Raw genomic sequence first — 14,234 nt, forward strand, 5'->3', positions numbered from 1 at the left:
CCAGCGGGTCGAGCCCGGTTGTCGGAGTCGAAAATGAAAGATTGGCTGGACCAGATCAAATGGGATGAGCACGGCCTGGTGCCGGCCATCGCCCAGGATCACAAGACCGGGCGCGTACTGATGATGGCCTGGATGAACCGCGAAGCACTGAGCCTGACCGCCGCCGAGCAGCGTGCCATCTACTGGTCACGTTCGCGTGGCAAGCTATGGCGCAAGGGCGAAGAGTCCGGGCATGTGCAGAAGCTCCATGAAATGCGCCTGGACTGCGACGCCGACGTGATCATCCTGATGGTCGAGCAGATCGGCGACATTGCCTGCCATACCGGCCGCCACAGCTGTTTCTACCGCGTCTATGAAGATGGCGAGTGGAAAACCGTCGAACCGGTCCTCAAGGACCCGCACGCGATTTATTCTGCAGGACACTGACATGAGCGATACCCTCACCCGCCTGGCCCAAGTGCTGGAGGAGCGCAAGAACGCCGCTGCCGACAGTTCCTACGTGGCCAGCCTGTATCACAAGGGCCTGAACAAGATCCTGGAGAAAGTCGGCGAAGAATCGGTGGAAACCATCATCGCCGCCAAGGACGCCGCCGCCAGCGGCGACTGCAGCGATGTGATCTACGAAACCGCGGACCTGTGGTTCCATACCCTGGTCATGCTCGCGCAGCTGGGGCAGCATCCCCAGGCCGTGCTCGATGAGCTGGACCGCCGTTTCGGCCTGTCCGGACACGCCGAGAAAGCCTCGCGTCCGTCCGCCTGAACAATTTTCTAAGAGGAAACGCAGCATGGGCATTTTTGACTGGAAACACTGGATCGTCATCCTGGTGGTCGTGGTACTGGTATTCGGCACCAAGAAGCTCAAGAACCTGGGTACCGATGTCGGCGAATCGATCAAGGGCTTTCGCAAGGCCATGAACGACGACGAGAAACCAGCCGAACCCGTGGTACCTCCCGCCGCACAAGCTGCCCAGCCGGCCCAGCCACAACAGGGCGCGCCGCTGAACCAGCCGCACACCATCGATGTGCAGGCGCAGAAAGTCGAAGAGCCGACCCGCAAAGACTCGTGAGCACTGACTAATGTTTGGTATCAGCTTCTCTGAACTGCTGCTGGTGGGCCTGGTGGCCCTGCTGGTGCTCGGCCCCGAGCGCCTGCCCGGCGCTGCGCGCACCGCTGGCCTCTGGGTCGGGCGCCTCAAGCGCAGCTTCAACGCGATAAAACAGGAAGTTGAACGTGAGATCGGCGCCGACGAGATCCGTCGGCAGTTGCACAACGAGCACATCCTGTCGCTGGAACAGGAGGCGCGGAAAATCCTCGCCCCGACCCAGCAACAGCCTGCGCCCGTGGAGCCGGTAGCCGAACAGGTCGCAACGACGCCTGCCACCACTGCAGGTGAAGCCGCTGCGCCGGCCGAAGTACCTGCGACGCCGACCGCAGAGCCTGCAACCCCAGCGGCAACGCCCGCACCCGAGGCTCCCCAAGACCCTACTTTGCCGCCGCGAGCACCATGAGCGATATTCCAGAGAACGACCAACACATGCCGCTGGTATCGCACCTCACCGAGCTGCGGACCCGCCTGCTGCGCTGCGTAGCGGCGATCTTCATCATCTTCGCCGGGTTGTTCGCCTTCACCCAGCAGATCTACACCATCGTCTCCACGCCGCTGCGCCAGTACCTGCCGGCCGGCGCGACGATGATCGCCACCGACGTCGCCTCGCCGTTCCTCACGCCATTGAAGCTGACCATGATGGTCTCGCTGTTCCTGGCGATCCCGGTGATCCTGCACCAGATCTGGGGGTTCATCGCCCCGGGCCTGTACAAGCATGAGAAGCGCATCGCCGTGCCGCTGCTGGTGTCGAGCATCCTGCTGTTCTACGTGGGCATGGCGTTCGCCTATTTCCTGGTGTTCCCGCTGATCTTCAAGTTCTTCGCCGCCGCCACCCCGGCCGGCGTGGAAATGATGACCGACATCACCAGCTACCTCGACTTCGTCATGACCCTGTTCTTCGCCTTCGGCGTGGCCTTCGAGATCCCGGTGGCCGTGGTGCTGCTGGTGTGGATCGGCGTGGTCAACGTGGAGTACCTGAAGAAGATCCGTCCCTACGTGATCATCGGTTGCTTCGTGGTGGGCATGATCCTCACCCCGCCGGACATCTTCTCCCAGACCTTGCTGGCCGTGCCCATGTGGCTGCTGTTCGAGATCGGCGTCCTGTTCGGTGGGCTGATCAGCAAGCGCGGCGAGCATCCGGACGACACCCCGGCCGACGACCACAACGACCAGCCGCCAGCGACCCAAGCGTGAACCTGCTGCTGCTCGAGGAGGCCGACTTCATCGCGGCCGACCGTGTTGTGCTGCGCGACCGGCGCCTGGTCCACATGCAGGAGGTGCACCGCGTGGCAGTGGGCGACAGCCTGCGGGTGGGCCGTATCGGCGGCTTGATGGGCAGCGCCCGGGTGCTGCGCCTGGAAGCCGCCGAAGCCGAGCTGCAAGTGACCCTGGAGCAAGCGCCGCCGGCCAAGCTGCCGCTGACCCTGGTCCTGGCCCTGCCACGGCCGAAGATGCTGCGCCGGGTACTGCAGACCGTGGCCGCCATGGGCGTGCCCCGGCTGGTGCTGGTCAACAGCTACCGGGTGGAAAAAAGCTTCTGGCAAACGCCCTTCCTCGACCCCGAGGCCATCCGCGAACAGCTGGTGCTGGGACTGGAGCAGGCCCGCGACAGCATCCTGCCCGAGGTAGTCATCGAGAAGCGCTTCAAGCCCTTCGTCGAAGACCGCCTGCCGGCCCTGAGCGAAGGCACCCTGGGCCTGGTAGGCCACCCCGGCCCGTATCCGCCCTGCCCGCGCAACCTGGACCAGCCAGTGACCCTGGCCATCGGCCCGGAAGGCGGCTGGATCCCCTACGAGATCGACCTGTTGGGCAAGGCCGGCCTGCAACCGGTGCAGCTGGGCGAGCGCATCCTGCGGGTCGAGACGGCCGTCACCGCACTGTTGTCCCGCCTGTTCTGAACCGCCAGGGTCCGGCCAGCCGGACTTTGCGGTCGTAGTGGCAACCCGCCAGTCAGCTGTAGTAAAACCCTGCTCCCGCCGATAGCCTATGGTTAAGCCCAAACCGCTAAAGAGGGAGTTCGCAGCATGTACCGTTGGCTAGCCAGAAACTTGGGGAATGTGAGTGTCAGCCGCAAGCTTGGCATCGGCTTCGGCCTGGTGCTGTTGCTGACCCTGCTGATCACCGCCACCGGCTGGAACGGCCTGTCCCGGGTGATCGATCGCGGCGACAAGCTAGGCAATATCTCCTTGCTCAATGCCATGACCAAGGACCTGCGCATCGCCCGCCTCAGCTACGAGATGAACCATGGCGAGCAAGGTCCCGCCGCGGTCAGCGACATGCTCAAGCAACTCGACGAAGGCCTGCGCGCGGTCCGCGGCAAGCTGCAGCAACCTGGAAGCATCGCCCTGGTGGACCAGCAGGTGGATGCCGTGGCCGAGTACCAGAAGGCCTTCACCGACATGACCCGCGCCACCGCCAGCCGCGAGACCGCCCGCTCCCAGCTCGGTGCCACCGCGGACAACGCCGTGGCCAGGGTGGCCGAGGTCGAGAAAGCGCTGCTGCAAGGCGATAGCGTGGCCCAGTTCAATAGCGTCATCGACCTGTCCAAGCTGATCCAGCAGGCACGCTTCCAGGTGCGTGGCTACACCTACAGCGGCAAGGCCGACGCCCGGCAACCCGCCCTGGATGCCATCGACAATGCCCTCGGCAACCTGGCCAGCCTGCCGTCCCGGCTGCCGGAGCAGCACATCGCCAATCTGCAGCAGGCCAGCGACTCGCTCAAGGCCTATCGTGCCGCCGTCAGCGCCTTCAGCGACGCCGAGCAGGCCAGTGCCGATGCCCTCAAGCGCATGGCCGCCCAGGGCGATCGCCTGATGGACCTGAGCAAGCAACTGACCGTCGAACAGACCCACAAGCGTGACGCCGATGCCAGCCAGGCCCGCAGCACGCTGTTGATCGCCACGGTGCTGGCCCTGGTCTTCGGCCTGATCGCCGCCTGGGCCATCACCCGGCAGATCAACCTGCCTTTGCAACAGACCCTCAAAGCCGCCGAGCGTGTGGCCGCTGGCGACCTGAGCCAGAACCTGGCAGTGGACCGGCGCGACGAGCTGGGCCAGTTGCAGAAGGCCATGCAGCGCATGACCCAGGGCCTGCGGGAGTTGATCGGCGGCATCAGCGACGGCGTGACCCAGATCGCCAGCGCCGCCGAGCAGCTATCGGCGGTTACCGAACAGACCAGCGCCGGGGTCAACAGCCAAAAGGTCGAGACCGACCAGGTGGCCACGGCCATGAACGAGATGGCCGCCACCGTGCAAGAGGTGGCGCGCAACGCCGAGGAAGCCTCCGAAGCGGCCGTGGCCGCCGACCAGCAGGCCCGCGAGGGCGACCGGGTGGTCAACGAGGCCATCGCCCAGATCGAGCGCCTGGCCAGTGAGGTGAGTCACTCCACCGAAGCCATGGGCCAGCTCAAGCAAGAGAGCGACAAGATCGGCAGTGTCCTGGACGTGATCAAGTCGGTGGCCCAGCAGACCAACCTGCTGGCCCTCAACGCCGCCATCGAGGCAGCCCGGGCCGGCGAGGCAGGACGGGGCTTCGCCGTGGTGGCCGACGAAGTGCGTAGCCTGGCCCAGCGTACCCAGCAATCGACCGAGGAAATCGCCGAGCTGATCGTCAGCCTGCAGAACGGCACGCAGCAGGTGGCCAGTACCCTGGACACCAGCCGCAATCTCACCGACAGCAGCGTCGAGCTGACGCGCCGGGCTGGCGGCTCGCTGGACAACATCACCCGCACCGTCTCGGCGATCCAGGCGATGAACCAGCAGATCGCCGCAGCGGCGGAGCAGCAGAGCGCGGTGGCCGAAGAGATCAATCGCAGCGTCTTGAATGTGCGCGACGTGTCCGAGCAGACGTCGTCGGCCAGCGAGGAGACCGCCTCTTCGAGCGCCGAACTGGCGCGCCTGGGGATTCACCTGCAAAGCCTGGTGGGACGCTTCAAGGTCTGACCCGCAGGCTGTTAAGGAGCCTGCGGGGCGGATCGTCCGCTGGAAGGCCCTGTGGGCCTTCCAGCGATTACAAGGCCGGCTACAGGACCTGGCGCAGGAAGGCCTGGGCCCGAGGGTCCCGGGGGGCGCTGAAGAACACCTCGGGCGCGGCATCTTCCAGCAGCTTGCCGTGATCGAAGAACAGCACCCGATCCGCCACCTCCCGGGCAAAGCCCATTTCATGGGTCACGCAGACCATGGTCATGCCTTCCACGGCCAGGGTCTTCATTACATCCAGCACCTCGCCGACCATCTCCGGGTCCAGGGCCGAGGTCGGCTCGTCGAACAGCATCACCTTGGGCTCCATGGCCAGGGCCCGGGCGATCGCCACCCGCTGTTGCTGGCCGCCGGACAATCGCGAGGGGAACTCGTGGGCCTTCTGCGCAATGCCGACCTTCTCCAGCAAGGCCAGGGCCTTGGCCTCGCGCTCCTGCTTGCCGCGCTTGCGCACCACCTTCTGCGCCAGGCAGAGGTTATCCAGCACGGTCATGTGCGGGAACAGGTTGAAGTGCTGGAACACCATGCCCACCTCGCGGCGGTAGGCGTTCACATCGGTCTTGGGATCGGCCAGTTGCAGGCCATCGATGCTCACCGAACCGGAGTCGAAGGTCTCCAGGCCATTGAGGCAACGCAAGAAGGTCGACTTGCCGGAACCGGACGGCCCGATCACCACCAGCACTTCACCCTTGGCCACCTGGGTGGTGACGTTATCCACCGCGCGCACCACTTGACCACGGGTATCGAAGACTTTTACCAGATCGCGGACTTCAATCACTTTGCGCGAGCCTCCGCTCAAGCCGGCTGGCCATCTTCGACAGCGGCAGGTTGATCAACAGGTACAGGGCCGCCACGCAGAACAGGATCTCGAACGGCGAAAACGAAGTGGTGATGACTTCCCGGCCGCTCTTGAGCAACTCGGTGATGGCGATCACCGACACCAACGAAGTGTCCTTGACCAGGCTGATGAACTGCCCGGCCAGCGGCGGCAACACTCGCTTGAAGGCCTGGGGCAGCACCACATGGCGCATCGACTGGCCGGCGCTCAGGCCCAGGGAGCGAGCCGCCTCGTTCTGCCCACGGGCAATGGACTGCACCCCGGCACGGACGATTTCCGCCACATAGGCCCCGGTGAACAGCGACAGCGCGGCGATCCCGGCGAATTCCCGGGACAGGTTGAGCACCGTGCCGATGAAGAAGTAGAAAATGAAGATCTGCACCAGCAGCGGCGTGCCGCGCACCAGCTCGACATAGAGGGTCGACAGGTCGCGCAGGGTCGGGTTGCTGGACAGCCGGCACAGGCCGGTGGCCAGGCCGATCATCAAGCCCAGCACGCCGGACACCACCGACAGCCACAGAGTGGTCCACAAGCCCCACAACAACGGCCCCGCCGCCCAATGCCGGGTCACCCCGACCACATCGCCCTCGGCCACGTCGTCGCCGCTGGCCACCTGCAGGCTGCTTTCGTCGACGCTCAGGTGCTGCTCGCTGCCGGAGTCGCCCTTGAGGGTGACTTCAGCCTTGCCGCCCTTGCGCACCACCTCGGCGACGGTGGAAATCTCGGCCGCCCGCTGGGATTCCTCGGCCTGGTAGGCGAAGTACTGCGGGACGCGGTTCCAGCGCCATTCATAGGACATCAGCGAGGTGGCGTAGTACAGGGCGCCAGCCAGGCCGACCAGCACCAGCACGGTCAACACGTGCCAGGGCCATTGGGCTTTGTTCTGTTTCATTGGGTTTGCGGATTCCGAATGCTGGGTCGCCAGGGACACCGCCTTCGCCGGCAAGCCTCGCTCCTACATGGATTGCGCAAACCTGTAGAAACGAGGCTTGCCCGCAAGCGGGGCAGCCCGGTCTGGGTGAGCGAGTGTTATTCCATGTCCTTGAGCCACTCGGAACTCTTGAACCACTTGTCGTGGATCCGATCGTAGGTCCCGTCTTCGTGGATCTGGTGCAGGAAGTTGTTGATGAAGTTGATGCTGTCGTAGTCACCCTTCTTCAGGCCGAAGGCCAGCGGCTCGTAGGTGAACGGCTTGTCGAGGAATACCAGCTTGCCGTTGCCGACCTTGTTCACCGCCACCACGTTGTACGGAGCGTCATAGATGAAGGCGTCGGCCTTGCCATTGACCACGTCCAGCACCGCTTCCTGCTCGTTGTCGTAACCGTGATACTTGGCCTTGGCGATCAGCTTCTTGGCGACCATTTCCCCGGTGGTGCCCAGCTTGGAGGTGATGCGGTAGTCGGCGCTGTTCAGGTCCTTGTAGGACTTGATGGTGCCTTCCAGGTCCTTGCGGATCAGCAGGGTCTGGCCGACCACGATGAAGGGCTCACTGAAGTTCAGGCGCAGGTTGCGCTCCTGGGTCAGGGTCATGCCGCTGCCGATCATGTCGAACTTGTCGGTGAGCAGGGCCGGGATGATGCCGTCGTAGCCGGTGGAGACCATCTCCAGCTTGACCCCCATGGACTTGGCCATGGCCTTGAGCAGATCGACTTCGAAACCGATGATCTCGCCGCGCTTGTTGGTCATCTGGAACGGCATGTAGGTCGGGTCCATGCCCACCTTCAGCGATCCACGCTTGACCGCGTCGTCGATGGCGCCGGCCTGGGCCGTGCTGACCGCCAGCATGGCTGCGGCCCCCGCCAGCAGCAGCGAAAAATACTTCTTCATCTCAAGTCCCCTGAAAGCCATTTTATTGTGGTGTCTGCGCGTCGCAGTCCATTGTTGGCGAACCTTCGGATACCAGGTCGTGGTCGATCACGCACAGAAATTTGCGGGTGCGATGCTAACGCACTCGGGTATTTGCACAAGGTTTTTATTGTCGGACGAAAGCGCCGGGGATGAGCGGGGTGCAGAAAGCAAAACGCCCCCGGGCATGAACCCGGGGGCGTTGGCATTACGCCGGTTGTGGCGTCGCGGCTAGCGGCTGCAACGGCAACAGCGGGGCATGGGGATCGGCGGTCACCGACTCGCGCCAGGCATCCAGCCATTGGCTGTGGCCTTCGCTCCAGACCAGCTGGTGCAGGCGACCCAGGGCCACCGGATCGCTCAACAGCGCCAGGCGCTCGCTGTTGTTCAGGGCCGCAGGACCGACCTTGAGGGCATGGCGTACGCGCTCCTGGCGCAGCCACTCGATCGGCTCGGCCTGGGCATGGCGGGAAGTGGCCAGGGCACAGGCCAGGGCGTTCTGCTGCGGATCCACCACGGCCCGGATGAAGCCGTCGTTGAGCGCGTGCCAGCGGTTCTCGTGGGTGTACTGGTCCGTGGCCAGCAACGCCTGGGGCGGTGCATATTCCTCGGGGATCAGGAACAGGTTCTCGTCACGGGACTTCAGGCCCAGGCCGACGCGGCTGGAGATCACCGACACCGGGATCGACAGCATCAGCGAACCGACGATCGGCACCAGCCACCAGAGGAAGCTGGGGTTCAGCCAGATCACCAGCAGCGCCCAGCAGAAGCCCAGCAGGGTCTGCGGGCCATGGCGGCGCACCGCCTCGCTCCAGGGGGTGGAGTCGTCGTCACGCTGTGGCGAGTTCCAGGTCGCCGCCCAGCCGAGGAACGCGGCCAGCACGAAGCGGGTGTGGAAGATCATCCGCACCGGCGCCAGCAGCATGGAGAACAGCATCTCCAGGAGCATCGACAGGGTCACCTTGAACTTGCCGCCGAACTCCTTGGCGCCCTTGGCCCAGATCAAAATGATGCTGAGCAGCTTGGGCAGGAACAACAGCACGATGGTGGTGGAGAACAGCGCGATGGCCTTGTCCGGATGCCACTGCGGCCACAGCGGATACAGCTGCCGCGGCTCGAGGAAGTACTGCGGCTCCATCAGCGTGTTGACCGCCAGCAGGGCCGTGGACAGCACCAGGAAGAAGAACCACAACGGCGCCGACAAGTACGACATAACCCCGGTGAGGAACACCGCGCGGTGCACCGGGTGCATGCCCTTGACCAGGAACAGGCGGAAGTTCATCAGGTTGCCGTGGCACCAGCGGCGGTCGCGCTTGAGCTCGTCCAGCAGGTTCGGCGGCAGCTCTTCATAGCTGCCCGGCAGGTCGTAGGCGATCCACACGCCCCAGCCGGCACGGCGCATCAACGCGGCTTCGACGAAGTCGTGGGAGAGGATCGCACCGGCGAACGCGCCCTTGCCCGGCAACGGCGCCAGGGCGCAGTGCTCGATGAACGGCTTCATGCGGATGATCGCGTTATGGCCCCAGTAGTGGGACTCACCCAACTGCCAGAAGTGCAGGCCGGCAGTGAACAGCGGACCATAGACGCGAGTGGCGAACTGCTGCATGCGCGCATACAGGGTGTCCATGCCCGAGGCCTTGGGCGCGGTCTGGATGATCCCCGCGTCCGGCGTGGCTTCCATCAGGCGTACCAGGCTGGTCAGGCATTCGCCGCTCATCACGCTGTCGGCGTCCAGTACCACCATGTACTTGTAGTCGCCGCCCCACCGACGGCAGAAGTCGTCGAGGTTGCCGCTCTTGCGCTTCACTCGGCGGCGACGGCGACGGTAGAAGATCTTGCCGAAACCCTTGGTCTCGCGGCAGACATCCAGCCAGGCTTGTTGCTCGGCCACGCAGATATCGCTGTCGTTGCTGTCGCTGAGGACGAAGAAGTCGAAACGATCCAGGTCACCGGTGGCCGCCACCGACTCGAAGGTGGCGCGCAGGCCGGCGAATACCCGGGGCACGTCTTCGTTGCAGATCGGCATCACCAGTGCGGTGCGCGCGTTCTCGGCGATCGGCTCGTTGCCGGCGCTAGCGCCGGAGATGCGGTACTTGTCGCGACCGGTCAGCAGTTCCAGGAAGCCCATCAGCGCGGTCCAGAAACCTGCCGAGACCCAGCAGAACAGGATGCCGAACAGGATCAGGATGCTGGTCTGCAGTGCGTAGGGCAGGACCTGCTGCGCGGTCTGCATCAGCGGCTGGTGCGCCACTTCTTCCAGGTCGACGAAGGCCCAGCCCTGGTACGGCATGATGCCTTTCATGTACCAGCCGGCGACGATGGTCTGGCCAAGCATCAGCACCAGCAGGATGTAGCGACGGATCGAACCGACGGTGCGCCAGCGGGCAGCCGGCAGCACTCGCTCGTCCTTCGGCGGTGCCGGTGGGTTGGTGCGCCCGGTCAGGCGCCGCCAGCCACGCACCAGGATATTGGTGCGCCATGGCTCGGGCACTACCCGGGTACGACGGATCGGCGGCGCGGCCTTGAGGCAGATACGCCCCTCGGCATCGACGGCGAGCATTTCGGCATCGTTCAGCTCGGCCGCGGTGCTGAGGGTCAGGCGCTCGCCCACCGAGGCCTGGGCGGCATCGGCGGACTCATCGAAGGCCTTGGACGACAGGCGCTGGTGCAACTCGCTGAAGGACTGGCAGCTCGCGAGCTCCGCGCGCTGCTGGTCCGACATGGGCAGGTGGGCCAGGTACTCGGCAAGCGACTCTGGCTGTAGTTGAGAGTTACTCATCGGCAGGCAACTGGTAGCTCCAGGTCTCGGTCAGGACTTGCTCGGTCTTGGCCGGTTCCGGTGTGGCAGGGGCCGCTTCGGCAGCAGCAGGCTGCTTGGCGTCTTTAGGATCCTTGTCCTTGGCGTCCTTGTCCTTGGCATGCTTGGCGTCCTTGGCCGGCTTGGCTTCAGGCTGCTTGGCTTCAGCTTGTTTGGCCGCCGCGGCAGCGGCTTCCTTCTCTTTCTTCTCCTGTTGCTTGGCGGCGACTTTGTCGGCCTTGGCCACGGAGGAGCTGGAGTTCGGAGTCGAGGCCTTGGCCGGCTCGGCTGCCGGGATGTCGCGCACCAGGGCGGCACGCAGCTCGGTGGCCTTGCTCGGGTCCTTGACCTTCAAGCGCAGGGTCAGGCGCCAGCCTTTGGTTTCCGGGTTGTAGCGAACGTTGTTTTCCACCAGCTCGGCGTTGTCGCCGACGCTGACCTGGCTACGCACTTCGGCGCTCCCAGGCAGGGCCGCCAGGGACGGACCTTCGAAATCCACCAGGTAGGCAACGCTGCCATCGGGCTGGCGAATCAGGTTGGACTGCTTGACGTCACCAGTGGAACGCAGGGTCTGCTCGACCCAGGCGCTGTCAGGAGAATGCAGGGACGCTTCGTCCATGGTCCAGTGCAGGCGGTAGGCGAAATCCAGCGGCTGGCCAGGCTCTGGCTGCTTCTCCGGGTTCCAGAATGCCACGATGTTGTCGTTGGTTTCGTCCGCAGTCGGGATTTCCACCAAGTCGACGGTGCCCTTGCCCCAGTCGCCCTTCGGCTCGATCCAGGCGCTTGGGCGCTTGTCGTAGCGGTCGTCGAGGTCTTCGTAGTGGCTGAAGTCGCGGCCACGCTGCAGCAGGCCGAAACCGCGCGGGTTCTCAACCGAGAAGTTGCTCACGGCCAGGTGCTTCGGGTTGTTCAGCGGACGCCAGATCCACTCGCCGTTGCCGGCATGGATCGACAGGCCGCTGGAGTCGTGCAGCTCGCGACGATAGTTGAGGACCTTCGACGGCTGGTTGGCGCCGAACAGGTACATGCTGGTCAGCGGAGCCAGGCCCAGCTTGCCCACCTTGTCACGCAGGAACACCCGGGCCTTGACGTCGACGATGGTGTCGGCGCCCGGCCGCAGGGTCAGGCGATAAGCGCCGGTGGCCCGTGGCGAATCCAGCAGGGCGTAGATCACCAGGTGCTTGTCGGTAGGCTTGGGTTGCTGGATCCAGAACTCGCTGAAGCGCGGGAATTCTTCACCGGACGGCAAGGCGGTATCGATCGCCAGGCCACGGGCGGACAGGCCATAGACGTGGCCCTTGCCGACGACGCGGAAATAGCTCGCGCCCAGCATGGTCATGATCTCGTCTTGCTTATCGGCCTTGTTGATCGGGTACAGCACGCGGAAACCGGCATAACCCAGCTTCTCGGTGGCTTTTGGATCGAACGTCACGTCACCGAAGTCGAAACGGCTGGGATCGTACTTGATCTCGGAAACGCTGTTGGCGCTGATCTCGTTGATCTTCACCGGCGTGTCGAAGTGCATGCCCTGGTGGTAGAACGACAGCTTGAACGGGGTCTTCTGGTCGGCCCATTCGGCTTTTTCGGTGAGGAAGCGGATTTTCTGGTAGTCCGCGAACTTCATGTCGCGGAACTCGGCTGGCAGGTTACTGCGCGGAGCCTCGTACTTCTGCCCGGCCAGGTCCTTGGCTTTGGTCGATACGTCATCCAGGTTGAATGCCATGAGTGGACCGGCGCCAAGCAGGCAGACCAGCGCAGAGCCCGTCACCAGTACGTTTCGTAACCTTTTGGCAAACAAGTTTGGTGCATTACAGGGACTAACAATCACGAGCAACCCTCGCCGAAAACAGATCAAAAAACCAACGGCCAGCTATCTACATGCCAGGTTGGCGAGCATTGTTCCGACTCCGATGGGGCTAAATGATTCCCCAAACGGCCGTGGACAAGTCTCTACTTAAGTCAAAATGGACCAACGAACGCTGATCCCCGTAGCGCGCGATTATCTAGTAGGCCGCGTTACAACGCATCAGGGGTAACAAAGTATTTATCGTGAAAAACAGCAGTTTCCGGCCGAAAACGGTAGAAAAAGATGTTTCGGACACCTTCAGGTGTGTAACAGGAAGGTCACTGGCCCATCGTTGACCAGATGTACCTGCATGTCCGCACCAAAGCGTCCTGATGCCACTTTGCCATGCAACTGTTGCGCCTTCACTAACAAGTAGTCGAAAAGCTCCTCGCCAAGGGCCGGAGGCGCCGCCGTGGAAAAGCTCGGGCGCAACCCACTCTTGGTGTCCGCCGCCAGGGTGAACTGCGAGACCAGCAGCAGGCCGCCCTGCACATCGGCCAGGGACAGGTTCATCTTGCCCTCGGCATCACTGAACACCCGATAGTTAAGCAGCTTATGCAGGAGTTTGTCGGCGTTGGCCCGGGTATCCCCAGGCTCTACCGCCACCAGCACCAGCAGGCCCTGGTCTACCGCACCGACGATTTCACCGGCCACTTCCACGCGCGCGCCGGACACGCGCTGCAACAGCCCCTTCATGCTTCTTCGGGCGGCAGGTCGAGCAGGCGCCGGGCCAGCTGGTCGGTGGCCCGCACCAGGGCGTCGGTGATACCCGGCTCGGAAGCGGCATGGCCGGCATCGCGAATCACCTGCAGCTCGCTGTTGGGCCAGGCCTGGTGCAGTTCCCAGGCGTTGTCCAGCGGGCAGATCACATCGTAGCGCCCATGGATGATGATCCCCGGCAGATGGGCGATCTTGCCCATGTCGCGGATCAGCTGGTCAGGTTCGAGGAAGGCGTTGTTGATGAAGTAGTGGCACTCGATCCGGGCAATCGACAAGGCGCGCTGCGGTTCGGAGAAGCGATCCACCACCAGCGGGTTGGGACGCAGGGTCGCGGTGCGCCCTTCCCAGCCGGACCAGGCCTTGGCCGCGTGCATCTGGGCGATCTGGTCGTTGCCGGTCAGGCGCTTGTGGAAGGCGCTGACCAGGTCGTGCCGCTCCTCCAGGGGAATTGGCGCCACGTAGTCTTGCCAGTAGTCGGGGAACAGGCGGCTGGCACCGCACTGGTAGTACCACTGGATCTCCTGGGGACGGGCCAGGAAGATCCCCCGCACGACCAGGCCAAGCACCCGATCGGGATGGGTCTGGGCATAGGCCAGGGCCAGGGTCGAGCCCCATGAACCACCGAACAGTACCCACTTGTCGATGCCCAGGTGCTCGCGGATGCGCTCCAGGTCGGCCACCAGGTCCCAGGTGGTGTTGTTCTCCAGGCTGGCATGGGGACTGGAGCGTCCGCAGCCGCGCTGGTCGAAGGTGACGATGCGGTACAGGGTCGGATCGAAGTAGCAGCGGCTCGCGCCGTCGCAGCCGGCCCCCGGGCCACCATGAAGGAACACCACCGGCAAGCCTTCCGGCGAACCGCTTTCGTCGACATACAGCACATGGGGTTCGTCGACGGCCAGATCGTGCCGGGCATAGGGTTTGATCTGTGGGTACAAAGTCTTCATTACGCGCTCCGTGGAGGTCGGGGTCATCCCTGAAGGGACTTCATTCATGCTGCCGTCCGGCATCATAAACCCGAATTACGCAATGAGCATGTCCTTGAGAAAAATGGGGTTGTTGGCCTCATCCACAGCTCGAGCCCGGCGCTTGGCCGGGCTCGCTTCTG

Annotated in this window: 14 protein-coding genes; 7 read left to right on the forward strand and 7 right to left on the reverse strand. The window is 64.0% G+C overall.

The window, feature by feature from the left end:
* Positions 1–33 precede the first annotated feature (33 nt).
* The 7 genes from hisI (at position 34) to AC3WK8_RS09095 (ending at position 5,047) form a co-directional block, all read left to right on the forward strand.
* Positions 34–426, forward strand: coding sequence for a phosphoribosyl-AMP cyclohydrolase (gene hisI, locus AC3WK8_RS09065; RefSeq protein WP_022639550.1), 393 nt, complete (start codon positions 34–36; stop codon positions 424–426).
* A gap of 1 nt (position 427) precedes the next feature.
* Positions 428–760 carry a phosphoribosyl-ATP diphosphatase gene (locus AC3WK8_RS09070; RefSeq protein WP_022639549.1) on the forward strand — a complete coding sequence of 111 codons (333 nt, stop codon included), beginning with the start codon at positions 428–430 and terminating at the stop codon, positions 758–760.
* Positions 761–785: 25 nt separating this feature from the next.
* Complete coding sequence (locus AC3WK8_RS09075; RefSeq protein WP_085595672.1) at positions 786–1,067, forward strand: twin-arginine translocase TatA/TatE family subunit; 282 nt, start codon at positions 786–788, stop codon at positions 1,065–1,067.
* 10 nt (positions 1,068–1,077) lie between these two features.
* A complete protein-coding gene (tatB, locus tag AC3WK8_RS09080) occupies positions 1,078–1,509 on the forward strand; it encodes a Sec-independent protein translocase protein TatB (protein ID WP_085595674.1) in 432 nt (143 codons plus the stop codon).
* Positions 1,506–2,300 carry a twin-arginine translocase subunit TatC gene (tatC, locus tag AC3WK8_RS09085; RefSeq protein WP_022639546.1) on the forward strand — a complete coding sequence of 265 codons (795 nt, stop codon included), beginning with the start codon at positions 1,506–1,508 and terminating at the stop codon, positions 2,298–2,300. Before tatB ends, tatC begins: the two co-directional genes overlap by 4 nt.
* On the forward strand, positions 2,297–3,004 hold the full coding sequence (locus AC3WK8_RS09090) for a 16S rRNA (uracil(1498)-N(3))-methyltransferase (protein ID WP_085595676.1): 708 nt from the start codon (positions 2,297–2,299) through the stop codon (positions 3,002–3,004). Before tatC ends, AC3WK8_RS09090 begins: the two co-directional genes overlap by 4 nt.
* 126 nt (positions 3,005–3,130) lie before the next feature.
* Positions 3,131–5,047: a methyl-accepting chemotaxis protein gene (locus AC3WK8_RS09095; RefSeq protein ID WP_085595678.1), complete on the forward strand. Its 1,917-nt coding sequence runs from the start codon at positions 3,131–3,133 to the stop codon at positions 5,045–5,047.
* A gap of 79 nt (positions 5,048–5,126) precedes the next feature.
* Here the strand turns inward: AC3WK8_RS09095 and AC3WK8_RS09100 are convergent, their stop codons facing one another.
* From AC3WK8_RS09100 to pip, 7 genes are all read right to left on the reverse strand, one after another.
* A complete protein-coding gene (locus AC3WK8_RS09100) occupies positions 5,127–5,861 on the reverse strand; it encodes an amino acid ABC transporter ATP-binding protein (RefSeq protein WP_053132503.1) in 735 nt (244 codons plus the stop codon).
* Entirely contained in the window at positions 5,854–6,813 is a 960-nt protein-coding gene (locus AC3WK8_RS09105; RefSeq protein ID WP_085595781.1) for an amino acid ABC transporter permease, read from the reverse strand. The genes AC3WK8_RS09100 and AC3WK8_RS09105 overlap by 8 nt, the downstream gene beginning before the upstream one ends.
* A 137-nt stretch (positions 6,814–6,950) precedes the next feature.
* Positions 6,951–7,748, reverse strand: a complete 798-nt coding sequence (locus AC3WK8_RS09110) for a transporter substrate-binding domain-containing protein (protein WP_022639542.1) — start codon at positions 7,746–7,748, stop codon at positions 6,951–6,953.
* A 226-nt stretch (positions 7,749–7,974) separates the two neighbouring features.
* The gene (gene mdoH, locus AC3WK8_RS09115; protein WP_103324611.1) at positions 7,975–10,545 is read right to left on the reverse strand and encodes a glucans biosynthesis glucosyltransferase MdoH; all 2,571 of its coding nucleotides are present in this window, start codon (positions 10,543–10,545) and stop codon (positions 7,975–7,977) included.
* Positions 10,538–12,391 carry a glucan biosynthesis protein G gene (locus AC3WK8_RS09120; protein ID WP_031320099.1) on the reverse strand — a complete coding sequence of 618 codons (1,854 nt, stop codon included), beginning with the start codon at positions 12,389–12,391 and terminating at the stop codon, positions 10,538–10,540. The genes mdoH and AC3WK8_RS09120 overlap by 8 nt, the downstream gene beginning before the upstream one ends.
* A 276-nt stretch (positions 12,392–12,667) precedes the next feature.
* On the reverse strand, positions 12,668–13,105 hold the full coding sequence (dtd, locus tag AC3WK8_RS09125) for a D-aminoacyl-tRNA deacylase (RefSeq protein WP_103324612.1): 438 nt from the start codon (positions 13,103–13,105) through the stop codon (positions 12,668–12,670).
* The gene (pip, locus tag AC3WK8_RS09130; protein ID WP_022639538.1) at positions 13,102–14,073 is read right to left on the reverse strand and encodes a prolyl aminopeptidase; all 972 of its coding nucleotides are present in this window, start codon (positions 14,071–14,073) and stop codon (positions 13,102–13,104) included. Before pip ends, dtd begins: the two co-directional genes overlap by 4 nt.
* Positions 14,074–14,234 lie beyond the last annotated feature (161 nt).

Source organism: Pseudomonas sp. FW507-12TSA (assembly GCF_058781435.1).